We start from the raw sequence: 26,813 nt of genomic DNA on the forward strand, positions 1-26,813 counted from the left end.
CTTGGACTGGTCTCGATACTGGATACGATCAATCGGCTTAACCGCATGGCCTGAACCGCCGTGTACGGAACCGTACGCACGGTGGTGTGGGAGGACGGCGGCCGTGAGGCCGCCTCCTACCCGATCCCGATCCAGACGTTGTACTGCTTTTGCCGCATCTTCGCCGGTATTTCGGCTGCACAACGGGTAGCAAGAAGGCAAAATGCTAGCTTTTCTCGGCAGCATGCCGGAGTTGCCGTGTCGCGTGCCGTCCCGCCTCGCCTCAGCCATTTTCTCGCGCCATTGGCCCTGTTGCTCGGCGGAGAGGTCATCGCGCGTCAGGTTTCGCTGAGCGAGTTCTTCACGTCGCTCTATAACGTCCTGCCGACCGTACTGCTGTTGCTCGGCGGTGCGCTTTGCATGATGTACGGCCGCATCCGCGAGCTGTTTCTGCTGCTCTGCGTCTATCTTGCCTATTTCCTCCTCGATATCCACGCCGATCACTACCGGGCGCATGGCACTCTGCTGGACGATGCTGCACTGACCTTTCATCTCTGCAGCTTGCTGCTGCCGCTGCTTTACGGCCTGTATGGCGTGTGGCGAGAGCGCAGTCACCTGGCGCAGGACGGTCTGGCCCGTGCCGCCGTGCTGTTTGCCGTCGGTGTCGTCGCCGTGGCGCTGGCAAAGCGGTTTCCGGAAGCGTTACATGCCTGGCTGGTGGTGATTCGCTGGCCCGCGCTCAAGGCCGACTGGCTACCGCTCATCCAGCTGGCGTATCCGGTGTTCCTCGTGGCGCTGGTATTGCTGATCGTCCAGTACCTTCGCCAGCCGCGACCTTCCCATGCGGCGCAGATCATCGCGCTGCTCGGCATTCTGCTGATGCTGCCGCAGACGTTCAGCCGCTATGCCGCCCTCAACATTCTGAGCAGCCATGTGCTGCTGATGCTGGTGACGGCAATCGCTCATGAGGCTTATCTCATGGCCTTTCGTGACGAGCTGACCGGCTTGCCTGGGCGTCGCGCTCTGAATGAGCGACTGCAGCGCCTGGGGCGGCAGTACGTGCTGGCGATGGCTGATGTGGACCACTTCAAGCGCTTCAACGATACCTATGGTCACGACGTCGGTGATCAGGTGCTGAAGATGGTTGCCAGCCGGCTGCGCAAGATCGGCGGCGGTGGGCGCGCCTATCGTTATGGCGGTGAGGAATTCACTCTGGTATTTCCCGGGCACAGTATCGAGGAGTGCCTGCCGCACCTCGAGGCGGTACGCCAGTCGGTGGAGGCTTATGCCCTGCAGCTGCGTGACGCACACAATCGGCCGAAGGATGATCGTCGCGGCCGTATGGCCCGGGGAGCGGCGTCGGCGAACCAGGTCTCGGTGACCATCAGCATCGGAGTGGCGGAGCGACAAGGCGAGCAGCGCAGTCCGGAAGAGGTGATCAAGGCCGCCGACCAAGCGCTGTACAGTGCAAAAAAAGCAGGAAGAAACTGTTTGCGAGTGCATGGCGGTGGCCGCGGCGCGGTGCGCATGGCCGAGCATTCGCGTTAGGGTTGCATCGGTATTGATAGTGACTGGTCAAAACTATCTGGTCATAAAAAGACGCTTAATCCTGTCCTGGTTATTCGGTTAGACTCGCTGCAAACGGCCCATAGTGGTCGCAACCCAGTGTCTTGCGAGGAACCTTGCCATGGCTGACTACCAAGCGCCGCTGCGCGACATGCGTTTTGTCCTGAATGAAGTCTTCGACGCGCCGAAACTCTGGCAGTCGCTGCCAGCGCTGGCCGAAGTGGTCGATGCCGAGACGGCCGATGCAATTCTCGAGGAAGCTGGCAAGATCACCGCCAACAGCATCGCGCCGCTCAACCGCAGCGGTGACGAAGAAGGCTGCCGCTGGGACGCCGGGGCTGTTTCTACGCCCGCCGGCTACCGCGAGGCTTATCAGCTATATGCCGAAGGCGGCTGGGTCGGTGTCGGTGGCGATCCTGCGTTCGGCGGGATGGGTATGCCCAAGGTCATCTCGGCCCAAGTCGAAGAGATGATGAACTCCGCCAGCCTGGCCTTCGGCCTCTATCCGATGCTGACGTCCGGCGCCTGCCTGTCGATCTACGCCCACGCCAGTGAGGAGCTCAAGCAGAAGTACCTGCCGAACATGTATGCCGGTGTCTGGTCCGGCTCCATGTGTCTGACCGAACCTCATGCCGGTACCGACCTCGGCATTATCCGCACCAAGGCCGAGCCGCAGGCAGACGGCTCCTACAAGATCAGCGGCACCAAGATATTCATCACCGGTGGCGAGCATGACCTGACCGAGAACATCATCCACCTGGTGCTGGCCAAGCTGCCGGATGCGCCAGCTGGCTCCCGCGGCATCTCGTTGTTCCTGGTGCCGAAGGTGATGGTCAACGAGGACGGCACCCTGGGTGAGCGCAACTCGCTGTCCTGCGGTTCCATCGAGCACAAGATGGGTATCCAGGCCTCGGCGACCTGCGTGATGAACTTCGACGGTGCCACCGGCTGGATGGTCGGCGAGCCGAACAAGGGCCTCGCAGCGATGTTCACCATGATGAACTACGAGCGTCTGGGCGTCGGTATTCAGGGCCTGTCGACTGGCGAGCGCTCCTATCAGAGCGCCATCGAGTATGCCCGCGAGCGTATCCAGAGCCGCGCACCGACCGGACCGATTGCGCAGGACAAGGCAGCCGATCCGATCATCGTGCATCCGGATGTACGCCGCATGCTGCTGACCATGAAGGCGCTGAACGAGGGTGGTCGCGCGTTCTCCAGTTATGTCGCGCTGCAGCTCGATATCGCCAAGTTCAGCGACGACGACGAGGCGCGGCTGCGAGCCGAGGCGCAGGTGGCGCTGCTGACACCGGTAGCCAAGGCCTTCCTCACTGACATGGGGCTGGAAACCACGGTACATGGGCAGCAGATTTTCGGCGGCCATGGCTTCATCCGCGAGTGGGGCCAGGAGCAGCTGGTGCGTGACTGCCGCATTACTCAGATCTACGAGGGCACCAACGGCATTCAAGCGCTGGACCTGGTTGGGCGCAAGATTGTCGGCAGTGGTGGCACCATGTATCAGGCCTTCGTCGATGAAATTCGTACATTCATCGCTGATGCCGGTCCGGAGCTGGCGGAGTTCGCCGAGCCCCTCAAGGCTGCCATGGACAATCTGGATGAGCTGACCGCCTGGGTAATCGATCAGGCCAAGGTGAATCCGAACGAAATCGGCGCCGCCTCGGTGGAGTACCTGCACGTGTTCGGCTACACCGCTTATGCGTACATGTGGGCACGCATGGCGGTAGCGGCATTCGCCAAACAGGATGAAGGCGACTTCTACCAGAGCAAGCTGGGAACCGCGCGTTTCTACTTTGCTCGCCTGTTGCCGCGAATTCATTCGCTGAGCGCTTCGGTCAAGGCCGGAAGCGAGTCGCTGTACCTGCTCGACGCTGCTCAATTCTGAGAAGCCGCGGCTTAATCTAAAGGCAATATGAAATTATTTGGCCATGACGCGGAACGATTAAGCCGCCCTTCAGGTCATAAAAACCGCACCATGTAAGCCTGGACTTACAGCATTGCATCAAGGATGACGCGATGTAGGAAAAGGCTTACAAGGCGTGATGCACAATGGCTACTACAGGCTCACAAGGTCTGACGGTAATCTACTGCTTAAGGACGTGGCGCATGGAAAGCGCAAATCAATAAAACGGATCACACAGGGAGCGGCGCCAGGATGGCGCGCGATCATGGATGTCAGGATTCAGTCTGCAGAGCCCCGCTTCGGCGGGGTTTTTCTTTTCTGCTTAGTTCTTATGCCAGTAGTCAGCCATTCAAGCGGCCTTGCGACCGCTTAGGCTTAGGCCGATGTCCCGGCATCAACTCGGCAGGCACACACCAGTGCCGCCCAACCCGCAATATCCCCCAGGATTCTTTGCCAGATACTGCTGGTGGTAGGCCTCTGCGTAGAAGAAGGGCGGCGCGTCGTCGATCTCGGTGGTGATGGCCGGAAAGCCCGCTGCGCTCAGTTGCTGCTGGAAACGTTCACGACTCGTCTCCGCCTCGCTGCGCTGCTGTGCATCCATGCAGTAGATCGCCGAACGATACTGGCTGCCGACATCGTTACCCTGCCGCATTCCCTGAGTCGGGTTGTGAGCCTCCCAGAAAACGCGTAACAGCGTGCCGTAGTCGATCTGCTGAGGATCGAAGACCACCAGTACCGCCTCCGTATGCCCGGTAAGCCCGGAACAGACTTCATCGTACGTCGGGTTCGGGGTCAGGCCTCCGGCATAGCCGACAGCCGTCGTCCAGACTCCCGGCTGCTCCCAAAACCGGCGTTCCGCTCCCCAGAAGCAGCCCATGCCAAACACCGCCTGGCAAAGCCCTGCTGGAAAGGGCGGCTGCAGCGGGTTGCCATTGACGTAGTGGGCGGGGGGGACCGGTATGGGTGTCGAGCGGCCGGGCAAGGCCTGCTCGGCGGTGGGCAGTGCCTGTTTGTTGATCAGAATCTGCGAGCGTAGCGACATGCGAGCCTCGAGCGGGGAAGGTGGCTGACGAGCTAGGCTACAAAAGCCCGGGAGTCAGTGAAAGCGCCACGGCTACCACGCGTCGCAGAGTCCTGCGCAAACGACTGGCGCTTAGCACCATTGGGGATAGCGGCGCAGAGCCTCGGTCAGGATGTTGCCGGGGATCGGCTTGTCGAACAGGTAGCCCTGACCGATATCACAGCGATGACGACGCAGGAATTTCAGCTGCTCCGGTGTTTCGATTCCTTCAGCGACGACCTTCAGGTGCAGCTTGCGGGCCATGGCGATCACTGCCGAGGTGATCTCCACGTCGTCCTGGTTGCCCGGGATGTCCTTGATAAAGCTGCGATCGATCTTGATCACGTCGATGGGGAATTTCTTCAGGTAGCTCAGTGAGGAATACCCAGTGCCGAAGTCGTCCATGGCCAGCGTCAGGCCGAGCGCCTTGAGGCCGATCAGCTGCTGTCGGGTTTCCTCGGTGGCTTCGAGCAGGAGGCTTTCTGTCAGCTCCAGCTCCAGCTGCGCGGCGGGAAGTTGCTCTTCGAGCAGAATTGCGGCGATCGTGCCAAGCAGATCCGGATCCGAGAATTGCTTGGGTGAAAGGTTGATTGCGATCTGGGGCGTGCCAAGGCCTAGCGCGGAAAGGGTGACGCCCATCCGGCAAGCTTCCCGCGCGACCCACTTGCCGATCGGGATGATCAGCCCGGTTTCTTCCGCGACGCTGATGAACTGATCCGGGCGGATCATGCCCTTTTCCGGATGGTTCCAGCGCAGCAGCGCTTCCAGCCCCTGCAGCCGGCCGGTATGCAGGCATAGCTTGGGCTGGTAGAACACCTCCAACTCGTTCTGCAGCAGCGCACGGCGCAGGTTGTTCTCGACGAACAGCTTGTAGTTGGCTTCGGCATGCAGGGCTTCGGTAAATATCTGCACCTGGTTCTTGCCGTTCGCCTTGGCCTTGTGCAGCGCTTGCCCGGCATGCTTCATCAGCGTTTCCGGGTCACGCCCGTGCTGAGGCGAGCACGCCAGCCCCAGGGACCCGCTGACGCTGATCAGCTGCTTGTCGACGAATAGCGGCTTATCGAGGATGCGCAGCACCTGGTCTGCCAGGCGGACGCCTTCGTCCAGTCCCTTGTCATCGAACAGCAGGGCGAACTCGTTGCTGGCAAAGCGTGCCAGTACGGCCTGCTGGCTGAGTCCGTTGCGCAGTCGCCGGGCAAGGCTGGTGAGCAGCTTGTCGCCGGTCTGGTGGCCGAGGCTGTCGTTGATGCGCTTGAAGTTGTCGATGTCCACCAGCAACAGGCAGAGTCTGGGCTCGGCGCCGGCGGCAAAGCGCTCCTCGATGCTGCGAATGAAGTACGGGCGATTGCCCAGGTTGGTCAGGTTGTCGGTATAGGCCAGACGCTCGATATGCTGATGCGCCAGTTTGCTGCGGGTGATGTCCTCGTAGATACCGATGTAGTGGGTCAGCGCGCCTTCATCATTGAAGACCTTGGAGATGGAAAGCTGACCCCAGTACGGCTCGAGGTTCTTGCGTCGGGAGCGGAACTCGCCCTGCCAGCTGTTGCTGTGGGCAAGTACCGAAGAGGTGTCGAACAGTAGCTCGCCGAGGTTTTCCAGAGCCTTCAGATCGGCCAGACGCTGACCGCGTACCTCGGCTGAGGAAAACTGGCTGATGACGGTGAATGCCGGATTCACATATTCCACCCGGCCTTCTCGGTCGACCAGGATGAAAGCGCTGGCGCTCTGTTCCACGGCGCGCTGGAACAGGCCGAGCATATGGGTTGCGCTGAGCCGCTGCTGATTGGCCAGCACCTGCGCATACTGATCGGCCAGCTCGCCGGCGAAGGCGATCTCGTCGGCCTGCCATGCGCGCGGTTTGCCTGTGTGTTGCAGGCTGAGAACGCCGATTACCTCCCCACCGACTCGAATGCTGGCGTCCAGGATCGAGCGAACGCCCTGCGGGCGATAGATAAGCTGGTCAAGTTCGCAGGTGCGATGATCCTGGGACACGTCCTGCGCATCGACGGCGCGACCGCTCTGCAGCGCCTGCAAGTAGCGGGGAAAGGGTGCGAGTTCCAGGGCTGAGGGCGTTTCGTAATGGTCGCTGTCGAGTCGGTAGCACGACACCGGCTCCAGGCGCGTGCCGTCCAGATGCCAGATTGTCGCGCGGTTCAGCTCGTAGACTTCGCAGGCGGCCTGGGTGATCAGCTGTGCCGCTTCCAGTTCCGGATTGGCGGAGCCGTAGCGATGCCGAGCCAGCCTGACGATCAGGCTCTGCTGGGTGCGCGAGCGCAGCATGTGCTCGATGTGTTCGTCCTGGGCTTGCTGATGTTGCTGCAGCGCCGTGCGCAGTCGGGCGTTCTGCGCCCTGAGATCCTGATCCGATTCAGGCTGGCGTCCGGGCATCAGATAGCCCCTGAGCAGCTCGCGACCATACTGCTGGCAAACTTCGCCGAGTTCGGTGATGTCCTGCACGCCGTCAGGCGTGTGCAGTCGATAGCTGACTGAATAGTGGCTGCGGCCTGTCAGCTGTTGCTGAATCTCTTCGTGTAGCTGGTGACGGACGCTGGGCTCCATCAGGCTGGCGTAGGGGGCGTCTACCAGGGAGCAAAGGTCGCCGGCGGAAACACCGAGATAACGCTCGCAAGCAGGGTCGAGAAACAGCAGTGTCCAGCTGGACTCGTTCAAGCGCTCGAAACGCAGCATGCCGAGCCGTGAAGGCACTGGCAACTGCGTCACAACCTCGGTCGCCAGACGGCTGGCGGCATCGGTATGTATTTTCATCGAGCGGTTGGCTTCCAGTATGCTCCACGGAGTCGGGCTGGCCTGTGCTCCAGGCGCCGTTCCAGCGAAGGACGATGGCTAAATAATATTAATTTCGGCAAGGGTGCATCATGCGACAGGGACTGACAAGTCGGCTTGCAAAGTTAGTGATGGTCTCGGTTCTCTGCGTGATCGGAACACCTCTGATCGCGAGTGAAGTGGTGGAGTTCGGCTCGGATGAGTCGACTCGCTATCTCACTGAATTGAAAAAGCTTTATCTCACCAGCAGCGATCGCGAAGCGCTGCTCGCGCATAGTAACGGATTGCTCGATACCTACGCATTGCGAGCGGGTTATCAGGTTGGCCAGGCCAATCCGCAGGACTTTCTCTACGAGCTGAGCGTGGCCACTCCTGGCGAGTTGCGCATACGCGAGGAAGTCCGCAGCAGCAGCAGCGGTGTTGCCGTGCGCAACCGCAGTCTGTCGGTATTCGGGCTTGATCCCTACCTGCAATATCAGTGTCCTGCGCAAGGGTTCAGTTGTTCGATCAGCAGCCCCATCGACGGCCTGCCTTTGCTGGTCATTCTGCGCGACCCGCAGGGTGCCGAAGAGCTGGCCAAGGCGCTGTCTTTTCTGATTCGTAATCTGCAGAAGGGTTGACGCAGCAGTCGGTACGCGTGATCCCTGCACAATAGAAAACGCCGCATCTTCTTCAGAGGATGCGGCGTTTTCGTTTGGCTCAGCCGTTACAGCAGCAGGGTGCGGATATCCGCCAGCAGCTCCGACAGCCGTTTGGTGAAGCGTGCGGCGGCAGCCCCGTTGATCACACGGTGATCGTAGGACAGCGAGAGCGGCAACATCAGGCGCGGCTCGAATGCCTTGCCGTCCCAGACTGGCTGCATCGTCGCCTTGGATACCCCGAGAATCGCCACTTCCGGCGCGTTGACGATCGGCGTGAAGCCGGTGCCGCCAATGTGGCCAAGGCTGGAAATGGTGAAGCAGGCACCCTGCATGGCGTCAGGCGAGAGCTTCTTGCTGCGCGCTTTCTCCGCCAGCTCGGCCGCTTCGCCAGCCAACTGCAGCAAACTCTTCTGATCCACGTTCTTGATCACCGGGACCATCAGGCCATCCGGCGTATCCACGGCGAAGCCGATGTGCACATACTTCTTGCGGATCAGTGCCTTGCCGCTTGGCGCCAGCGAGCTGTTGAAGTCCGGCAGCTCCTTGAGCAGGTGCGCACACGCCTTGAGCAACAACGGCAGCACGGTGAGCTTGACGCCGGCCTTCTCGGCGGCAGCCTTCTGGGAGACGCGGAAAGCCTCCAGTTCGGTGATGTCGGCCGATTCGAACTGGGTCACGTGCGGTACGTTCAGCCAGCTGCGGTGCAGGTTGGCTGCGCCGATCTGCATCAGGCGCGACATCGCGACTTCTTCGACTTCGCCGAACTTGCTGAAGTCCACGGCCGGGATCGGCGGAATGCCGGCACCACCCGAGGCACCTTCGGCCGGAGCCTGCTTGGCCTTGTGCAGCATGTTCTTGACGTAGGCCTGGACATCTTCCTTGAGAATCCGGCCCTTGGGACCGGTGGCCGGAACATCGGCCAGGTCGACGCCGTACTCGCGCGCGGTCATGCGAACCGCCGGCCCGGCGTGAACCTTGGTGCCGGCCTTGCTCGGACCGCTGACGGCCGGAGCCGGCGTCGCCGCGGCCTTCGCCTCCGGTACGCCCTGCTTGTTCGGTGCGACGGCCTGCTGCTGGGAAACGGCCTTCTGCGGCCTGCTCTCGGCCTTTTTCGCTGGCGCCGAGCCCTGGACCTTGAGGGTCAGGATCAGGTCGCCGGTCTTGGCATCGTCACCCACCTTGATCGACAGCGACTCCACCACGCCCGCCTTGGGCGCCGGAATTTCCATGCTGGCCTTGTCGGATTCCAAGGTGATCAGCGACTGGTCCGCCTCGACGCTGTCGCCAGCCTTGATCATGACTTCGATGACCTTGGCGCTGCCGCTGGAACCGATGTCCGGAATACGAACCTCCTCCACGGACTCGCCTGCAGTTTCGGCCGGTGCTTCTGCGGCCTGCTCGGTCAGTTTCTCCTTGGCCGGGCTTTGTGCCTGGCTGGTCGGAGCACTGGCCGCTCCCGGCTTGCTCGAGGCGGTACCCTTGAGGATCAGGATCAGATCGCCGGTACCGACTTCGTCGCCCACCTTGACCGAAATGCTCTCGACTACGCCAGCGGCTGGAGAGGGGATCTCCATGCTGGCCTTGTCGGACTCGAGAGTGATCAGCGGTTGCTCGGCGGCGATGGTATCGCCGGCCTTCACTGATATCTCGATCACGCTGGCCTTGCCGGAGGAGCCGATGTCCGGAACCTTGATTTCCTGCGACTCGCCTTCCTCGGCGGAGGCCGAAGAATTGTCATCTCCCGGAGGCGTAGGTGCTTCGGCTTCATCAGTCGGGCCGCCAGTGCTGGCAGCGGCAGGCTCGGCCGCGGCTTGCGCCGGCGCTTCGCTGTCGGTTCCTGCTTCGCTTTCCAGCTCGAGCAGCTCGTCACCTTCTTTCAGGCGGTCGCCGAGCTTGACCTTCAAGGCTTTCACGACACCAGCCTTGGGCGCGGGGATTTCCATGCTGGCCTTATCGGACTCCAGCGTCAGGATGCTTTGGTCGGCTTCGATACGGTCGCCGGCCTTGACGAACAACTCGATTACTTCACCCTCACCGCTGCCGATGTCGGGTACGCGTATGGTTTCACTCACAATAGGTTCTCCTGTGCGCACGCAGCATCAGCAATCCAGCGGATTGCGCTTCTCGGGGTCGATACCGAACTCGGTGATGGCGTTGGCCACCACGGTGCGTTCGATGGCGCCGCGATCGGCGAGTGCCTGCAGTGCCGCGACGGCAACCCAGCGACGGTCGACTTCGAAGAAGTCGCGCAGCTTGGCGCGCGAGTCGCTGCGGCCAAAGCCGTCAGTGCCGAGCACCTGGTATTCGCGCGACGGAACCCACTGGCGAATCTGATCGGCGAACAGCTTCATGTAGTCGGTCGAGGCCACCACCGGACCTTCGCGGCCTTCCAGACACTGCTCGACGTAGCTCTTGCGAGGTTCTTCGGTCGGGTGCAAACGGTTCCAGCGGTCTACCGCCAGGCCATCGCGGCGCAGCTCATTGAAGCTGGTCACGCTCCAGACGTCGGCGCCGACGCCCATCTTGGCGAGGATGTCCACCGCGGCGCGCACTTCACGCAGGATGGTGCCCGAGCCCAGCAACTGCACGCGGTGCTTGAAGTCGCCCTTGGCTTCTTCGAGCAGGTACATGCCCTTGATGATGCCGTCCTCGACACCCTGCGGCATGGCCGGCTGCTGGTAGTTCTCGTTCATCACGGTGATGTAGTAGTAGACGCTCTTCTGCTGCTCCATCATTTCGTGCATGCCGTGATGCATGATCACTGCCAGCTCGTAGCCGTAGGTGGGGTCATAGCTACGGCAGTTGGGGATGGTGCTGGCGAGGATGTGGCTGTGGCCGTCCTCGTGCTGCAGGCCTTCGCCGTTCAGCGTGGTGCGTCCGGAGGTGCCCCCCAGCAGGAAGCCGCGGGTCTGCGCATCGCCCGCCGCCCAAGCCAGGTCGCCGATGCGCTGGAAGCCGAACATCGAGTAGAAGATGTACACCGGCAGCATCGGCTGGTTGTAGTTGCTGTAGGCGGTACCGGCAGCGATGAACGAGGAGAATGCACCCGCTTCGTTGAGGCCTTCCTGGAGGATCTGGCCATCCTTTTCCTCGCGGTAGTACATCACCTGGTCGCGGTCGACCGGCTCGTACAGCTGCCCCACCGGGGAGTAGATGCCCAGCTGGCGGAACATGCCTTCCATGCCGAAGGTACGTGCCTCGTCGGCGAGGATCGGCACGATGCGCTTGCCCAGATCCTTGTCCTTGACCAGCTGCGAGAGAATCCGACCGAACGCCATGGTGGTGGATATCTCGCGATCCCCGGAACCGTCGAGCACGGCCTTGAGCGTGTCGAGCGGCGGCGTCGGGATGCTGAAGCTCTTCGGCCGGCGCTGCGGGAGCGATCCGCCGAGCTTTTCGCGGCACTTGCGCAGGTAGCGCATTTCGGCGCTGTCTTCGGCCGGGCGGTAGAACGGCAGTTCTTCGAGCTGCGAATCGTTGACCGGAATGTCAAAGCGGTCGCGGAATTTCTTCAGGCTGTCGATATCGACTTTCTTGGTGTTGTGGGCGATGTTCTTCGCCTCGCCGGCACCGGTGCCGTAGCCCTTGATGGTCTTGGCCAGGATGACCGTTGGCTGACCCTTGTGGTTGACCGCCTGGTGATAGGCCGCATAGACCTTGTACGGATCGTGGCCGCCGCGGTTGAGCTTCCAGACTTCCTCGTCGGACATGCTCTCGACACGCTTGAGCAGCTCAGGGTCAGCACCAAAGAAGTGTTTGCGCACATAGGCGCCGTCTTTGGCCTTGTAGTTCTGGTATTCCCCGTCGATCGCCTCGTCCATGCGGCGCTGCATGCGGCCGTCTTCGTCGGCGGCGAACAGCGGATCCCACAGGCGACCCCAGACCACCTTGTTGACGTTCCAGTTGGCGCCTTTGAACACGCCTTCCAGTTCCTGAATGATCTTGCTGTTGCCGCGCACCGGGCCGTCCAGACGCTGCAGGTTGCAGTTGATTACGAACACCAGGTTGTCGAGGTTCTCACGGCCGGCGAGGGAAATGGCGCCGAGGGTTTCCGGCTCGTCGCACTCGCCGTCACCGATGAAGCACCAGACGCGCTGCTTGCCTTTCGGAATGAAGCCGCGGTTTTCCAGGTACTTCATGAAGCGTGCCTGGTAGATCGCAGTGATCGGGCCGAGGCCCATGGACACGGTCGGGAACTGCCAGAAGTCCGGCATCAGGTGCGGGTGCGGGTAGCTCGACAGACCCTTGCCATCGACTTCCTGGCGGAAGTTGAGCATCTGCTCTTCGCTCAGGCGGCCTTCGAGGAAGGCGCGGGCATAGATGCCGGGGGAAGCGTGGCCCTGATAGTAGATCAGGTCGCCGCCATGTTCTTCGGTTGGCGCCTGGAAGAAGTAGTTGAAGCCGATGTCGTAGAGGGTCGCGCTGGAAGCAAAGGTGGAGATGTGGCCACCCAGATCCGGATCCTTGAGATTGGCGCGCATCACCATGGCCAGTGCGTTCCAGCGGACCAGGGAGCGAATGCGCCGCTCCATGAACAGGTCGCCTGGCATTTTGGCTTCGCGGGTGACGGGGATGGTATTGCGGTACGGCGTGGTGATGCCGTAGGGCAGGGGGGTGCCGCTACGTGTGGCCAGTTCACCCATCCGGGTCATCAGGTAGTGAGCGCGGTCTTCACCCTCGCGGTCGAGGACGGACTCGAGGGCGTCCAGCCATTCCTGGGTTTCGACGGGATCGAGATCTTGCATGGCTTGCTCCATGGCGGAAAGGCTTCCAGAATCGGTTGCCTGTTCGCGACCGGCTTTGTGGGCCGGTGCGTGTAATGTTCTTGGACGAGTGCCGGGGGTAGGACCGGGCGTCTGTAGTTTTACTACAAAATGACGTCGGGATCAGCCCCCTGAAATACTCTTTAGTAGTAAAACTACAGATCAGCGGCGCTGGCATTTTCCTGAGAAAGGCATCTGCGAGGCTCTGAATCGAGCGGTTTCACTGTGTTGCTGTGAAGGAAACCTCAATGAGTCTGCCATCGCTGGTTGCATTGCCGCCCTCGCTTCTGCCTTTTGTCAGTCGTGCCGAAGAGTCGTTCCTCGCTGCTGCCGGCAGCCTGTCGGATGCCATTGCGGCACGTTGCCGCGCCTGGCTGGTGGAGCAGCGCGAGGCGTTCGGCCGGGTCTGTGCGGCGAGCGACTTTGTCAGCGAACAGGTTAGTCGAGATCCGCAGATGCTGCTGCAGCTGGCCGAGCTGGGCTGGCTGGACAGATCGCTCGCGCCGGTCGAGATGCGTGACGCACTGAGCGAGCAGGTCGCCGCGTGCGACAGCGAGGATGCCCTGGCGCTGACCCTGCGCCGCTTCCGGACCCGCCAGCAGGTGCGGATCATCTGGCGCGACCTGACCCGTCAGGCCGAGCTTGCCGAAACCTGTCGCGACCTTTCCGATCTCGCCGACGCTTCGGTCGATCTGGCGTATCACTGGCTGTACACACGCCATTGCGAGCAGTTCGGCGTACCCACCGGGCGTCGCAGCGGCAACCCGCAACACATGGTCATCCTTGGCATGGGCAAGCTGGGCGCCCATGAGCTGAATCTGTCCTCGGACATCGACCTGATCTTCGGATACCCCGAAGGTGGCGAAACCGTGGGTGCCAAGCGCTCGCTGGACAATCAGGAGTTCTTCGTCCGGCTCGGTCAGCGGCTGATCAAGTCGCTGGACGCCATCACCGTCGATGGCTTCGTCTTCCGCGTCGATATGCGCCTACGCCCGTACGGTTCGTCCGGTCCGCTGGTCTACAGCTTCAACGCGCTGGAACAGTACTACCAGGACCAGGGGCGTGACTGGGAGCGCTACGCGATGATCAAGGCGCGTGTCATCGGTGGCGACCAGCAGGCCGGCAAGGAGCTGTTGGAAATGCTGCGGCCGTTCGTCTATCGGCGCTACCTTGATTTCTCCGCCATCGAAGCGCTGCGCACCATGAAGCAGCTGATCCAGCAGGAAGTGCGGCGCAAGGGCATGGCTTCGAATATCAAGCTGGGTGCCGGCGGCATCCGCGAGGTGGAGTTCATCGCCCAGGCGTTTCAGCTGATTCACGGCGGGCGCGATCTCAGCCTGCAACAGCGGCCGTTGCTCAAGGTGCTGGCTACCCTGGAAGGTCAGGGCTATCTGCCGGGTGCGGCGGTGAAGGAGCTGCGCGAAGGCTACGAGTTTCTGCGCTATACCGAGCATGCGCTGCAGGCCATCGCCGATCGCCAGACGCAGATGCTGCCGGAGACTGAAGTTGACTGCGCGCGGGTCGCCTTCATGCTCGGTTTCGACAGCTGGCAGGCCTTCCACGAGCAGCTGTTGCACTGGCGTGGGCGTATCGACTGGCATTTTCACCAGGTTATCGCCGACCCGGACGAGGACGAGAATGCCGAAGGCGAGGCGCTGGTCGGCGGCGAGTGGCTGCCGCTGTGGGAGCAGGACTGGGACGAGGAGTTCGCCTGCCGCCAGCTGTCCGAGGCGGGTTTCCGTGATGGCCAGGGCGCCTGTCAGCGTCTTGCTGCACTGCGCAATGCCAGTCAGGTCAGGACCATGCAGCGTCTCGGCCGTGAGCGACTGGACGCCTTCATTCCTCGTCTGCTGGCGCAGGCCGTCGAGCAGGACGACCCGGATCTGGTGCTCGAACGTGTACTGCCGCTGGTGGAAGCGGTCGCCCGGCGTTCGGCCTATCTCGTACTGCTGACCGAAAATCCCGGGGCGCTGCAGCGGCTGCTGGAACTCTGCGCGGCCAGCCCGTGGATCGCCGAGCAGATCGCTCGCTTCCCGTTGCTGCTCGACGAATTGCTCAACGCCGGTCGTTTGTATAGCCCGCCGCTGGCGCCGGAGCTGGCCGCAGAATTGCGCGAGCGGCTGATGCGTATTCCCGAGGATGACCTCGAGCAGCAGATGGAGGCGCTGCGTCATTTCAAGCTGGCGCATCGCCTGCGCGTCGCAGCCTCGGAGATCGCCGGGACGCTGCCGTTGATGAAGGTCAGCGACTACCTGACCTGGCTGGCGGAGGCCATTCTGCAGGAAGTGCTGACCCTGGCCTGGCGCCACACTGTCGCGCGTCATGGTCAGCCGCAGCGCAGCGACGGCACGCTGTGCGATCCGGCCTTCGTCATCGTCGGTTACGGCAAGGTCGGCGGGATCGAGCTCGGTCACGGTTCCGACCTGGATTTGGTGTTCATCCATGACGGGGACCCTGCCGCCGAGACCAATGGCGCCAAGCCCATCGACACCGCGCAGTTCTTTACCCGTCTCGGTCAGCGCATCATTCATCTGCTGGCCACCCAGACCACCTCCGGCCAGCTGTACGAGGTCGACATGCGCCTGCGTCCGTCCGGCGCTTCCGGGCTGCTGGTCAGCTCCCTCGGCGCCTTCGAGCGCTACCAGGGTCAGGAAGCCTGGACCTGGGAGCACCAGGCGCTGGTGCGTGCGCGGGTGCTGGTTGGCTGCCCGCAGCTGACCGCCGACTTCGAACGGGTGCGCGCCGGTGTGCTCGGTCGTGAGCGTGATCTGGATGCGCTGCGTCGCGAAGTCAGCGACATGCGCGCGAAGATGCGCGACAACCTCGGGACCCGCGCGACACATGCGGGGACTGCCGAGCAAGCCTTCGACGCCGCTGCCGAGTTCAATCTCAAGCAGGACGCCGGTGGTATCGTGGATATCGAATTTATGGTGCAATACGCGGCTTTGGCGTGGTCGCACCAGCATCCCGAACTGCTGCGCTATACCGATAACATCCGCATTCTCGATGGGTTGGAGCAGGCCGGGTTGATGACCGGCGATGAGGTTCGGCTGCTGCAGGATGCCTACAAGGCCTACCGCGCCGCAGCGCACCGGCAATCACTGCAGAAGCAGCCCGGAGTGGTGAGTGGGGATCAATTCCACGACGAGCGCCGCGCTGTCATGCGTATCTGGCGTGAGTTGGGCCTAAGCTGAGCCCCTCGTCGGGCTACTGGCAAATTCGAATTCTGAGGAGCTGGCAACGATGTCGATGGCCGATCGTGATGGCGTCATCTGGTATGACGGCGAACTGGTGCAGTGGCGTGATGCGACCACCCATGTGCTGACCCATACCCTGCACTACGGCATGGGCGTATTCGAAGGCGTACGCGCCTACAACACCCCGGACGGCACGGCGATCTTCCGCCTGCAGGCGCACACCGACCGCCTGTTCGATTCGGCACACATCATGAACATGCCGATGCCGTACTCGAAGGAAGAGATCAACGAAGCGACCCGCGCCGCAGTGCGCGAGAACAACCTGGAAAGCGCCTACATCCGCCCGATGGTGTTCTACGGAAGCGAAGGCATGGGCCTGCGCGCCAGCGGCCTGAAAGTGCACGTGATCGTCGCCGCCTGGCACTGGGGCGCCTACATGGGCGACGAGGCGCTGGAACTGGGCATCAAGGTGCGCACCAGCTCCTTCACCCGTCACCACGTCAACATCACCATGACCCGCGCCAAGTCCAACGGTGCCTACATCAACTCGATGCTGGCCCTGCAGGAAGCCATTTCCGGTGGCGCTGACGAAGCGTTGATGCTGGATCCTGAAGGCTACGTGGCCGAAGGTTCGGGCGAGAACATCTTCATCATCAAGGATGGCGTGATCTACACCCCGGAAGTGACCGCCTGCCTGAATGGCATCACTCGTGGCACCGTGCTGACCCTGGCCGCCGAGCACGGCCTGAAGGTGGTCGAGAAGCGCATCACCCGCGACGAGGTGTACATCGCCGACGAAGCCTTCTTCACCGGAACTGCCGCAGAGGTGACGCCGATTCGCGAAGTCGACGGTCGCGCCATCGGCATCGGCCGTCGTGGACCGATCACCGAAAAGCTGCAGAAGGCGTACTTCGATCTGGTCTCCGGCAAGACCGCGGCGCATGCCGAATGGCGGACACTGGTCAAGTAAGCCTGGCGCTGGGAGCCGGCACGCATGAATCGCTTGCCGGCCACGCTTCCAGCCCCTCAGCTTATGGCTTAGAGCTTATGAACATACTGATTGTGGGACCCAGCTGGGTTGGCGACATGGTGATGGCGCAGACGTTGTTCGGCTGCCTGAAACAGCGCCATCCCGACTGCCAGATCGACGTGCTGGCGCCCGAGTGGAGCCGGCCGATTCTCGAGCGCATGCCCGAGGTACGCCAGGCGCTGAGCTTTCCGGTCGGGCACGGCGTGCTCGACATGGCGACCCGGCGCAAGGTGGCGCAGAGCCTGCGTGGTCAGTATGAGCAGGCGATCCTTTTGCCCAATTCGTTGAAGTCGGCGCTGGTGCCGTTCTTCGCCGGTATTCCCAAGCGCACCGGCTGGCGCGGCGAAATGCGCTTCGGCCTGCTCAACGACATGCGCAAGCTCGACAAACAACGCTATCCGCTGATGGTCGAACGCTTCATGGCGCTAGCGTTCGAGCCGGGCGCCGAGTTGCCCAGACCGTATCCGAACCCTTCGCTGCGTATCGACCCCGTGACTCGCGATGTGGCATTGGCACGTTTCAGTCTGAGCCTGGATCGTCCGGTACTGGCGCTCTGTCCAGGTGCCGAATTTGGCGAGTCCAAGCGCTGGCCGGCCGAGCACTTCGCCAAAGTCGCCGAGCTGAAGATTCGCGAGGGCTGGCAGGTCTGGCTGTTCGGCTCGAAAAGCGACCACCCGGTGGGCGAGGAAATCCTCGCGCGATTGATTCCTGGGTTGCGCGAAGAGGCGGTGAACCTGGCCGGCGAGACCAGCCTGGCCGAGGCCATCGATCTGCTCTCCTGCGCTGACGCAGTGGTGTCCAACGACTCCGGGCTGATGCACGTCTCCGCCGCGCTGGGCCGGCCTCTGGCTGCAGTCTATGGCTCGACGTCACCGGCCTTCACCCCGCCGCTTTCCGAGCAGGTCAAGGTGGTGCGGCTGGGTCTCGACTGCAGCCCCTGTTTTGAACGCACCTGCCGCTTCGGCCACAACAACTGCATGCGCGAGCTGAAGCCGCGCGCGGTGATCGAGGCGCTGGATCGCCTGGCCCCGCAGTCAGTTGAGGTGCGCTGATTGAAGGTCCTGCTGGTCAAGACCTCGTCGTTGGGCGATGTCGTGCATACCCTGCCAGCGCTGACCGATGCGCAGCGGGCGCTGCCTGGCATCCAGTTCGACTGGGTCGTGGAGGAGAGCTTCGCCGAGATCCCGGCCTGGCATCCAGCGGTGGCGCAGGTGATTCCGGTGGCGATTCGTCGCTGGCGCAAACATCCGATCAATACCCTACGCAGCGGCGAGTGGCGACGCTTCAAGGCGCGCCTGCGCGAAAGTCGTTATGACCTGGTGATTGATGCCCAGGGCTTGCTCAAGAGCGCCTGGCTGACCCGCTACGTCAAGGCGCCGGTCGCCGGGTTGGACCACGATTCGGCCCGCGAGCCGCTGGCGACACGCTTCTATGATCGGTGCTATGCCGTGCCGCGTGAGCAGCATGCGCTGGAGCGGGTGCGTCAGCTGTTCGCTCAGGCGCTCGGTTACCCGCTGCCGCAGGATGTTGCCGACTACGGCCTGAATCGCGAGCAGATGGCCGCGCCCAGCGATCAGCCGTATCTGCTGTTTCTGCACGGCACCAGTTGGCCGAGCAAGCACTGGCCGGAAACCTACTGGCGCGAACTGGCCGAACGCATGAGCGATTTCGGCTGGGCTATCCGCCTGCCATGGGGCAATGCCGAAGAGAAGGCGCGCGCCGAGCGTATCGTCAGCGGCGTGGCCAACGCAGCGGTGCTGCCCAAGCTGAATCTGGCCGGCGTTGCACGGGTCATCGCTGGTGCGCGGGCTTGCGTCGCAGTGGATACCGGCCTCGGCCATCTGGCCGCGGCGCTGGATGTGCCGAGCATTTCGCTTTATGGTCCGACCCTGCCCGGGCGGGTCGGCGCCTATGGGCGCTCGCAGGTGCACCTGTGCGCCGGCGGGCCGAACGCCGGTCGCGGTGATCGCCACAAGCCCTGTTTCGACGATCTGCGCCCTGAGCGCGTCGTCACCGAACTGAAAGCCCTGCTGCGGGCCCCGGAGTCCGTCTGATGCAACTGGCCTTCATTCTCTACAAGTATTTTCCCTTCGGCGGGCTGCAGCGCGACTTCATGCGCATTGCCCTCGAATGCCAGCGTCGCGGCCACGCGATCCGCGTCTACGCGATGATCTGGGAAGGTGATGTGCCCGAAGGTTTCGAGGTGCTAATCGCGCCGGTCAAGGCGCTGTTCAACCACACCCGCAACGAGCGCTTCACCGCCTGGGTCGAGGCCGATCTGGCGCGGCGGTCGGTGGACCGGGTGATCGGCTTCAACAAGATGCCGGGACTCGACGTGTATTACGCCGCCGACCCCTGCTTCGAGGACAAGGCGCAGACCCTGCGCAATCCTATCTACCGCCGCTGGGGTCGCTACAAGCACTTCGCCGAGTACGAGCGCGCGGTGTTTGCGCCCGAGGCGAAGACCGAAATCCTGATGATCTCCGAGGTGCAGCAGCCGCTGTTCGTCAAACACTACGGCACGCCCGCCGAACGCTTTCACCTCTTGCCGCCGGGCATCGCCCAGGATCGCCGCGCGCCGGCCAATGCCGCGCAGATCCGTGCCGAGTTTCGCGAGGAATTCGAGGTGCGGCCCGAGGAGCTGCTGCTGGTGCAGATCGGTTCCGGTTTCAAGACCAAGGGTCTGGACCGCAGCCTCAAGGCGCTTGCCGCATTGCCGCGCGAACTGAGTCAGCGCACCCGGCTGCTGGTGATCGGCCAGGACGATCCCAAGCCGTTCAAGCTGCAGGCCAAGACGCTGGGCGTTTCCGGCATGGTCGAATTCCTCAAGGGGCGCAGCGATATCCCGCGTTTCCTGCTGGGCGCCGATCTGCTGATCCACCCAGCCTACAACGAGAACACCGGTACCGTACTGCTGGAAGCTCTGGTCGCCGGGCTGCCGGTGCTGGTCACCGATGTATGTGGCTATGCGCACTACATTACCGACGCCGACTGCGGTCGCGTGGTGCCCAGCCCCTTCGAGCAGCAGGTGCTCGACCAGATGCTGGCGCAGATGCTCGCCGATGACGCGCAGCGCTCGGCCTGGAGTCGCAACGCGCTGGCCTTTGCCGAGACGGCCGATCTCTACTCGATGCCGCAGAAGGCCGCCGACGTGATTCTCGGGGAAGGCGCATGAACGTCGTGTGTCTCCTGCGGGCGCCGTTGGGGGCTCCATGCGTCTGATGCTGACCGAGCCGTTCGAAAGCCTGTGGCAGGGCAAGGACCCCTTCGAAGAGGTCGAGCGTCTGCAGGGCCAGGTCTACCGGGAACTGGAAGGTCGCCGCACGCTGCGTACCGAGGTTGCCGGGCGCGGTTACTTCGCCAAGATTCATCGCGGCATCGGCTGGGGCGAGATTGCCAAGAACCTGCTCACGGCCAAGGCGCCGGTGCTTGGCGCCGGCCAGGAATGGCGAGCCATACAGCGCCTCAAGGAAGTCGGCGTGCCGACCATGACCGCGGTGGCCTATGGCGAGCGCGGTGGCAATCCGGCAAGCCAGCACTCGTTCATCATCACGGAAGAACTGGCGCCGACTGTCAGCCTCGAGGATTTCTCGGCGAACTGGCGCGACCAGCCGCCACCGCCAGCACTCAAGCGCGCCCTGATCGCCGAAGTTGCCCGCATGGCCGGCACCATGCACCGCGCCGGGGTCAATCACCGCGACTTCTACATCTGCCACTTCCTGCTGCACACCGACCGGCCGGTGACGGTCAGCGATCTGCGCCTGTCCTTGATCGACCTGCACCGCGCCCAGACTCGCAGTCACACACCTGTTCGCTGGCGCAACAAGGATCTGGCCGGGCTGTACTTCTCGGCCCTTGAGATTGGCCTGACCGGCCGCGACAAGCTGCGCTTTCTGCGCGATTACTTCCAGCGGCCGCTGCGTGAAGTCCTGCGCGACGAGGCTGCCTTGCTGGCGTGGCTGCAGCGCAGGGCGGAAAAGCTACTGGATCGTAAGCGGCGCTACGGGGATGCGCTTTGATGGCCGGCTGGACGCTGGACCCTGCGTACGCCGACCTGCATGACGATTTCGGCAGTCTCGCAAGCGTGTTCGCGCTGGAAGGTGAGCGGCTTACCCAGGACCCACTTTCAGAAGTCATTCGTGTCGAGCGCAACGGGGTGCGCTATTACGTGAAACGCTACTCCGGTGCGGGCAAAGGCCTGCGGCGTTACCTCGGGCGACCGCGGGTCAAGGCGGAGTGGCAGAACCTGATGCTTTTTCGCCGTTGGGGCATCCCCACGGCGCCGATCGTGGCTTATGGCATGGAACGGCGCGGCGGTGCTTTTCTCCGCGGCGCCCTGATTACGCGTGAATTGGAGCAAACCGATGATCTGGCTTTGCTGGCGACTACTCATGATGCCCGTCTTCGCGATCCGCGTTGGGTGCAGGAGGTCAGCCTGCAACTGGCGCGCTCGACACGAGCGATGCACGACCGGAGCTTCGCCCACAATGACCTCAAGTGGCGCAACCTGCTCGTCGATCCGCAGCGTCGTCTGTATCTGATTGACTGCCCTACCGGCGCCTTCTGGCATGGTCCGTTTCTGCAGCGGCGTATCGTCAAGGACCTGGCATGTCTGGACAAGGTGGCCAAGTACCAGCTCAGCCGAACCCAGCGCCTGAGGTTCTATCTGCAGTATTGCCAGCGAAAGCGACTGGTTGACAAGGACAAGCCGCGCATCCGGCAGATTCTGAATTATTTCCAGGGGCGGGAATGAACGATTTCATTGCGCAGGCCGATCGTCCAACGCTCGAGCGCCATGGCTTGGCGAGCTTCGATGCGCTCTGGTCGGTCCAGTTGACGGCGGTGGATGAGCCCAATGTCGAACGCGGCGGCTGGAGCAGTGTTTTCAGGCTGGAGCTCGATGATTCGGCGTTCTACCTCAAGCGGCAGAGCAATCACCTGACCCGTACCCTGGCACACCCGTTCGGTGAGCCGACCTTTGCCCGGGAGTTTCGCAATATCCGTCGTTATGCGCGGCTTGGCGTGCCGGCGCTTCAGGCCAGCTTTTTCGGGCAGCGCAAGATTGATGGCGAAAGGCGTGCAATTCTCCTGACGCGTGCACTGGATGGCTGGACGGATTTGGGCAGCTGGCTGAAACGATGGCCCGAGCTGAATGAATCTGGACGCCAGGCCATCATCGGTGCGGTCGGTGTGCTGGCGCGCACGCTGCATCAGGCCGGTCAGATGCATGGCTGCTTCTATCCCAAGCACATCTTTCTCCGTGAGCAGGACGGACATTGGCAGACTTGCCTGATCGACCTGGAGAAAACCCGTCCTCTGTTGTTGGGGTGGCGCGACCGGATCAAGGATCTGGAGCCGCTCGTGCGGCGTGCAAGCTGCATCGGTGAGCATGGCGTGCGGCACTTGCTGAGTGTCTATCTGGACGATCCTCGCCTGGTCGAGCCATGGCTGCTGCAGTTGCAGCGCCGGCGCGAAGCCAAGGAGGCGCACTGATGAGGCTGGCTGATCTGGCGGTCGCCGGGCGCGAGCCAGCCTGCCCTGCGCTCGTCGAGTTGTCCGGTGAGGCGAGTCTGCATGTCGACCTGTGGCTGCGCATCCTGCCCGGCCAGCGCTATGTCGGTCGCGCGCGCTGGAACGGTCGCCAGGTCCTGGCCAAGCTGATGGTGGGTGGTAAGGCGCAGCGTCATTATCGACGCGAGCTGGCTGGTGCGAAGCTGCTGATCGACCAGCATTTGCCAACACCTGAGCTGGTGGGGCAGGGCTGGCACGAGGGTGAGGGTGGCTGGCTGCTGTTCGACTGGCTCGATTCCGCCGAAAGTCTGTGGGAGAGCTGGCGCTCCGTCGAGGCGGAGCCTGTGCTGACGGACGGGCAGCGTAGCGTGCTCGGTGAGGCGCTTGAGCTGATCGCCAGGATGCATGCGCAAGGCCTTTGGCAGGCGGATCTGCATCTTGACAACTTCCTCAAGGCCGACGGTCAGCTCTACGTGGTAGACGGCGGCGGTGTAAAGGCGGAGACGCCCGGGCGCCCTCTGTCGCGCGAGCGGGTGTTGGAGAATCTTGGCGTCTTCTTCGCTCAGCTACCGGCAGAGATCGAGCCGTTCATCGAAGAGCTGCTGGTGCCCTATCTGCTGACCAACAGCGAGCACGCCCTGCCGCTGGAGGCGTTGCTCAAGCAGGTTCACAAAGTCCGTGACTGGCGTCTAACTGACTATTTGAAGAAGGTCGTGCGGGACTGCAGCCTGTTCAGTGCGAGCATCGGGGCGTTCAGGGCGCAAGTGGTTCGGCGTGACGAGCAGGCAGCGCTGCAGGCGGTGATCGATGGCCCCAATGAATTCATCGCTCGAGGCAAGTTGTTAAAGGGCGGTGGTAGCGCGACGGTAGCCAGTATCGAGCTGGACGGCCGGGCCCTGCTTATCAAGCGCTACAACATCAAGAGTCCGCTGCATTGGTTGAAGCGCTTCTGGCGGCCGAGCCGCGCCTGGCACAGCTGGGTCGAGGGTAATCGGCTCGATTTTCTCGGGATCGCCACTCCTCGTTTGCTGGCCGTGATCGAGCGCCGCTGGCTGTGGATGCGCGGTCCGGCGTGGCTGATTACCGAATTGCTGCGCGGAGAAGATATAATTGCGCGTTTTCAGCCGTATCTGGATGGCTGTCCTCCAGAGCAGGAATTGGTTGCCCTAGACCGGCTGTTCGCGGCACTGATCCGCGAGCGAATCAGTCATGGTGATCTCAAAGGGCACAACCTGTTCTGGGAGCATGATCGCTGGTCGTTAATCGACCTGGATGCCGTGCAGCAGCATGGCAGCGATGCCAGCTTCGCCCGGGCCTATGCCAAGGATCGTGCGCGATTTCTGCGCAACTGGCCGGCCGACTGCGCCCTGCATCGACTGCTTGACCAACGTTTACCCGCGGTGCCCGGCACCAGCATCGAAGATTAAGAGGCAATACCCGTGGCATTGACGATTCTCGGCCTTTCCGGCGCCCTCAGTCATGATCCTTCCGCCGCCCTGTATATCGACGGCAAGCTGATCGCCGCCGTCGAAGAAGAGCGCTTCGTGCGCGACAAGCATGCCAAGAACCGCATGCCCTACGAGTCGGCCAAGTTCTGCCTGGAGCAGGCCGGCATCAAACCGTGCGACGTCGATGTGGTGGCGATCCCGTTCGCACCCATCAGCATCTTCGAAAAGGCGCGCTGGCACTATGCCAAGCGTTACTGGTACGCACCGGATCGCGCGCTGGATGCCATTCTCATGGGCAACCGCCGCTATTACCGCTACAAGAAACGCATCGAATGGTGTCTCCAGCAGCTGGGCTTCGACCTGAAGAAGGTCAAGATCCAACCGGTCGAGCATCACCTGGCTCATGCCTCCAGCGCCTATCACTGCTCCGGCTTCACCGAGAAAACCGCGATTCTCGGCATCGATGGCAAGGGCGAGTACGCCACCACCTTCTTCGGCTGGGGTGAGAACGGCAAGATCCACAAGATCAAGGAATTCTACGACCCGGACTCCTTGGGCGGACTGTATGGCGCGATCACCGAATACCTCGGCTTCGAGATGCTCGATGGCGAGTTCAAGGTCATGGGCATGGCGCCGTACGGTGACGCGGCCAAGTACGATTTCTCGCGCCTGGCGACCTTCGAGAACGGCGAGCTGACCATCAATACCGAATACGCCAACGTCATCGGCTTCCGTCGCTACAAGGAGAAGGGCAAGGGCTACTACTTCTCGCCCAAGCTGATCGAGTGGCTGGGACCCAAGCGCGAAGGCGATATCGCCGACGACCCGTACATTCATTACGCGGCCAGCATGCAGGCGCTGTTCGAGAAGCTTGCGCTGGAGATGATGGACTACTATCTCGGTGACATCATCCGCGAGACCGGCAAAATCGCCTTTGCCGGCGGTTGCGCGCTCAACGTCAAACTCAACCAGAAGATCATCGCCCGCGAGGAGGTCAAGGAACTGTTCGTCCAGCCGGCCTCCGGTGATGCTGGAACGGCTGTCGGTGCGGCGGCCTATGTGTCGGTGCAGCGCGGCGTTCCGGTAGAGAAGATGGAGCACGTCTACCTCGGCCCGTCTTATTCAAACGAAGATGTCATCGCTGCCTGTGCCCGGCATCCGAACAAGCCAGTGTTCAAGCAGATCGCCAACACCCCCGAGCGCATCGCCAGGATCATGGTCGACGGCAACCCGGTGGCCTGGTTCCAGGGGCGCATGGAATTCGGTCCGCGTGCGCTGGGCGGTCGCTCGATCATTGGTTGCCCGAGCGTGCCGGGCGTCGCCGACCGCATCAACGAGCAGATCAAGTTCCGCGAGCGTTGGAGACCCTTCTGCCCGTCGATGCTCGATACCGTGGCGCCGCAGATGCTCAAGGTCGACCATCCGAGCCCGTTCATGACATTCACCTTCGAAGTCAACGAAGGCTGGAAGGAGCGTGTCGGCGAGGTGGTCCATGAAGACGGTACCTCCCGCGCCCAGGTTCTCGAGCGCCGGCACAACCCGCGCTGGTACGACCTGATGCTGGAACTGGAGAAGCTCACCGGCAACGGCGTGTCGCTGAACACCTCGCTCAACCGCCGCGGCGAACCGATGATCTGCTCGCCGACCGATGCGCTGAACATGTTCTACGGCTCGGACCTGCAGTACCTGATCATGGAGGACATCCTCGTGGTCAAGGACGGCAAGGATTGGTATGACGGCGTCTGAACAGTGGGTGCTGCAGTTTTGCCACAGCTATGACGGGCCCTTTCTCGATTGCGCGCGGCAATACGCCGCGCTTTTCAAGGGCACCCCCTATAAGGTCTGCACCGTCTACCTGACTGGAACTCCCTGCGAGAAGGTCGTGCGAGGTTCGGCGTCGGACGAAGTGCTGTTTCTCGACTACAGTAGCCGCGCCGTGCGTGGGCTGAAGTTGGGGGCGATCCGAGACATTCGCCGTATTGCCGCAACGCGCTCCTTCGAGTTCTGCATCGCCCATCGCTTCAAACCGGTTTATGTGGCGTTGCTCGGAACCAACCTTCCGGTCATTGGTGTCCACCACGCCTTTGGCGATTATCAGCGACGGCCACGTCAGCTGTTTGCCAATTTATATCGAAAGCGTTTAGCGCTACTCGGTGTGTCCAATGCCGTGCGCGATGATATTCGCGCCTGCCTCCCGAACTGGCCATCCGAGCGCATCGAGACGCTGTACAACCGCATCGATATCGAAGCGGTTCAGGCTGAGCAGGTATCCCGTGAAGTGGCTCGGGAGTACTTGGGATTGCCGCAAGGGGCATGGGTTGTCGGCAACGTAGGTAGGCTGCACCCGGACAAGGACCAGGCGACATTGATTCGAGGCTTCGCACTCGCCTTGCCGGACCTGCCAGTTGGTAGCCTGTTGGCGATCATGGGTAGCGGAAGGCTGGAAGCGTCACTGAAGTCGCTTGCGGTCGAGCTGGGTATAGCCGAGCGGGTACGCTTTCTTGGCCAGGTATCGAACGGGCGTAGTTACTTCAAAGCGTTCGACGTGTTTGCTCTGACCTCCGATCATGAGCCGTTCGGGATGGTGCTGCTGGAGGCAATGGCGGCGGGGGTGCCTGTTATTTGCAGCGAATGCGGGGGTGGGCAAGAGGTGGTTGGCAGGGGAGGGTGGCTTTTTGAGTTGGGCAATGTCGATGCACTAGCCTTACAGCTCAAAGCAGCGTCCCGTGAACGGCCGAAAGTCTGTCCCAAGCAATTATCGAAGTTTAGTGACGAAGTCGCTCGGCAAGTTTTTTTTAGGATGAAGTTTCACGGGGAATAACTATGCCTTTCTTTTTTCCTTGGTCTCGTCGCTTTCATTTAACGCGGGAGAAGGGCTGCAGTTTTTATTTTTTGCAGGATGCGGAAAAATGTTTG

Annotated in this window: 18 protein-coding genes; 14 read left to right on the top strand and 4 right to left on the bottom strand. The window is 62.2% G+C overall.

Translation table 11 applies throughout. From position 1 onward, the window contains the following. Positions 1 to 237 precede the first annotated feature (237 nt). Together IEG05_RS13795 and IEG05_RS13800 are read left to right on the top strand one after the other, a co-directional pair. Positions 238 to 1,527 (top strand): GGDEF domain-containing protein, encoded by a 1,290-nt coding sequence (locus tag IEG05_RS13795; RefSeq protein ID WP_191122227.1) that lies wholly within the window; start codon positions 238 to 240, stop codon positions 1,525 to 1,527. A 139-nt stretch (positions 1,528 to 1,666) separates the two neighbouring features. Then, positions 1,667 to 3,445, top strand: coding sequence for an acyl-CoA dehydrogenase C-terminal domain-containing protein (locus IEG05_RS13800; RefSeq protein WP_191122228.1), 1,779 nt, complete (start codon positions 1,667 to 1,669; stop codon positions 3,443 to 3,445). A 412-nt stretch (positions 3,446 to 3,857) separates the two neighbouring features. Here the strand turns inward: IEG05_RS13800 and msrA are convergent, their stop codons facing one another. Further along, the gene (gene msrA / locus IEG05_RS13805; RefSeq protein ID WP_014818872.1) at positions 3,858 to 4,505 is read right to left on the bottom strand and encodes a peptide-methionine (S)-S-oxide reductase MsrA; all 648 of its coding nucleotides are present in this window, start codon (positions 4,503 to 4,505) and stop codon (positions 3,858 to 3,860) included. A 111-nt stretch (positions 4,506 to 4,616) separates the two neighbouring features. After that, a complete protein-coding gene (locus IEG05_RS13810; RefSeq protein ID WP_191122229.1) occupies positions 4,617 to 7,289 on the bottom strand; it encodes a bifunctional diguanylate cyclase/phosphodiesterase in 2,673 nt (890 codons plus the stop codon). A 149-nt stretch (positions 7,290 to 7,438) separates the two neighbouring features. On the opposite strand from IEG05_RS13810, the gene IEG05_RS13815 reads away from it, so the two are divergent. Further along, positions 7,439 to 7,927 carry a hypothetical protein gene (locus tag IEG05_RS13815; RefSeq protein ID WP_191122230.1) on the top strand — a complete coding sequence of 163 codons (489 nt, stop codon included), beginning with the start codon at positions 7,439 to 7,441 and terminating at the stop codon, positions 7,925 to 7,927. 86 nt (positions 7,928 to 8,013) lie between these two features. Here IEG05_RS13815 and aceF read toward each other — a convergent pair whose 3' ends face one another. Continuing rightward, positions 8,014 to 10,020, bottom strand: coding sequence for a dihydrolipoyllysine-residue acetyltransferase (aceF, locus tag IEG05_RS13820; protein ID WP_191122231.1), 2,007 nt, complete (start codon positions 10,018 to 10,020; stop codon positions 8,014 to 8,016). Between the two features lie 27 nt (positions 10,021 to 10,047). Continuing rightward, positions 10,048 to 12,693, bottom strand: coding sequence for a pyruvate dehydrogenase (acetyl-transferring), homodimeric type (aceE, locus tag IEG05_RS13825; protein ID WP_191122232.1), 2,646 nt, complete (start codon positions 12,691 to 12,693; stop codon positions 10,048 to 10,050). Positions 12,694 to 12,959: 266 nt separating this feature from the next. Between aceE and glnE the strand changes: the two genes are divergently transcribed. The 11 genes from glnE (at position 12,960) to IEG05_RS13880 (ending at position 26,718) form a co-directional block, all read left to right on the top strand. After that, the gene (gene glnE / locus IEG05_RS13830; RefSeq protein ID WP_191122233.1) at positions 12,960 to 15,905 is read left to right on the top strand and encodes a bifunctional [glutamate--ammonia ligase]-adenylyl-L-tyrosine phosphorylase/[glutamate--ammonia-ligase] adenylyltransferase; all 2,946 of its coding nucleotides are present in this window, start codon (positions 12,960 to 12,962) and stop codon (positions 15,903 to 15,905) included. Positions 15,906 to 15,954: 49 nt separating this feature from the next. Beyond that, a complete protein-coding gene (ilvE, locus tag IEG05_RS13835; RefSeq protein ID WP_041015860.1) occupies positions 15,955 to 16,878 on the top strand; it encodes a branched-chain-amino-acid transaminase in 924 nt (307 codons plus the stop codon). 77 nt (positions 16,879 to 16,955) lie between these two features. After that, positions 16,956 to 17,990 carry a lipopolysaccharide heptosyltransferase II gene (gene waaF / locus IEG05_RS13840; protein WP_191122234.1) on the top strand — a complete coding sequence of 345 codons (1,035 nt, stop codon included), beginning with the start codon at positions 16,956 to 16,958 and terminating at the stop codon, positions 17,988 to 17,990. Then, positions 17,991 to 18,992: a lipopolysaccharide heptosyltransferase I gene (waaC, locus tag IEG05_RS13845; RefSeq protein ID WP_191122235.1), complete on the top strand. Its 1,002-nt coding sequence runs from the start codon at positions 17,991 to 17,993 to the stop codon at positions 18,990 to 18,992. Further along, positions 18,992 to 20,113, top strand: coding sequence for a glycosyltransferase family 4 protein (locus tag IEG05_RS13850; protein ID WP_191122236.1), 1,122 nt, complete (start codon positions 18,992 to 18,994; stop codon positions 20,111 to 20,113). Before waaC ends, IEG05_RS13850 begins: the two co-directional genes overlap by 1 nt. Positions 20,114 to 20,150: 37 nt before the next feature. Further along, positions 20,151 to 20,957 (top strand): lipopolysaccharide core heptose(I) kinase RfaP, encoded by an 807-nt coding sequence (gene rfaP, locus IEG05_RS13855; RefSeq protein WP_191122237.1) that lies wholly within the window; start codon positions 20,151 to 20,153, stop codon positions 20,955 to 20,957. Beyond that, the gene (locus tag IEG05_RS13860) at positions 20,957 to 21,691 is read left to right on the top strand and encodes a lipopolysaccharide kinase InaA family protein (RefSeq protein WP_191122238.1); all 735 of its coding nucleotides are present in this window, start codon (positions 20,957 to 20,959) and stop codon (positions 21,689 to 21,691) included. The genes rfaP and IEG05_RS13860 overlap by 1 nt, the downstream gene beginning before the upstream one ends. Beyond that, positions 21,688 to 22,431 carry a lipopolysaccharide kinase InaA family protein gene (locus IEG05_RS13865; protein ID WP_191122239.1) on the top strand — a complete coding sequence of 248 codons (744 nt, stop codon included), beginning with the start codon at positions 21,688 to 21,690 and terminating at the stop codon, positions 22,429 to 22,431. Before IEG05_RS13860 ends, IEG05_RS13865 begins: the two co-directional genes overlap by 4 nt. Next, positions 22,431 to 23,876: a lipopolysaccharide kinase InaA family protein gene (locus IEG05_RS13870; RefSeq protein ID WP_191122240.1), complete on the top strand. Its 1,446-nt coding sequence runs from the start codon at positions 22,431 to 22,433 to the stop codon at positions 23,874 to 23,876. Before IEG05_RS13865 ends, IEG05_RS13870 begins: the two co-directional genes overlap by 1 nt. Before the next feature lie 12 nt (positions 23,877 to 23,888). Next, on the top strand, positions 23,889 to 25,643 hold the full coding sequence (locus IEG05_RS13875; RefSeq protein WP_191122241.1) for a carbamoyltransferase family protein: 1,755 nt from the start codon (positions 23,889 to 23,891) through the stop codon (positions 25,641 to 25,643). Beyond that, the gene (locus tag IEG05_RS13880; RefSeq protein WP_191122242.1) at positions 25,630 to 26,718 is read left to right on the top strand and encodes a glycosyltransferase; all 1,089 of its coding nucleotides are present in this window, start codon (positions 25,630 to 25,632) and stop codon (positions 26,716 to 26,718) included. The genes IEG05_RS13875 and IEG05_RS13880 overlap by 14 nt, the downstream gene beginning before the upstream one ends. Positions 26,719 to 26,813 lie beyond the last annotated feature (95 nt).

The sequence above is a fragment of the Stutzerimonas kunmingensis genome, from assembly GCF_014764705.1.
GTDB lineage: Bacteria > Pseudomonadota > Gammaproteobacteria > Pseudomonadales > Pseudomonadaceae > Stutzerimonas.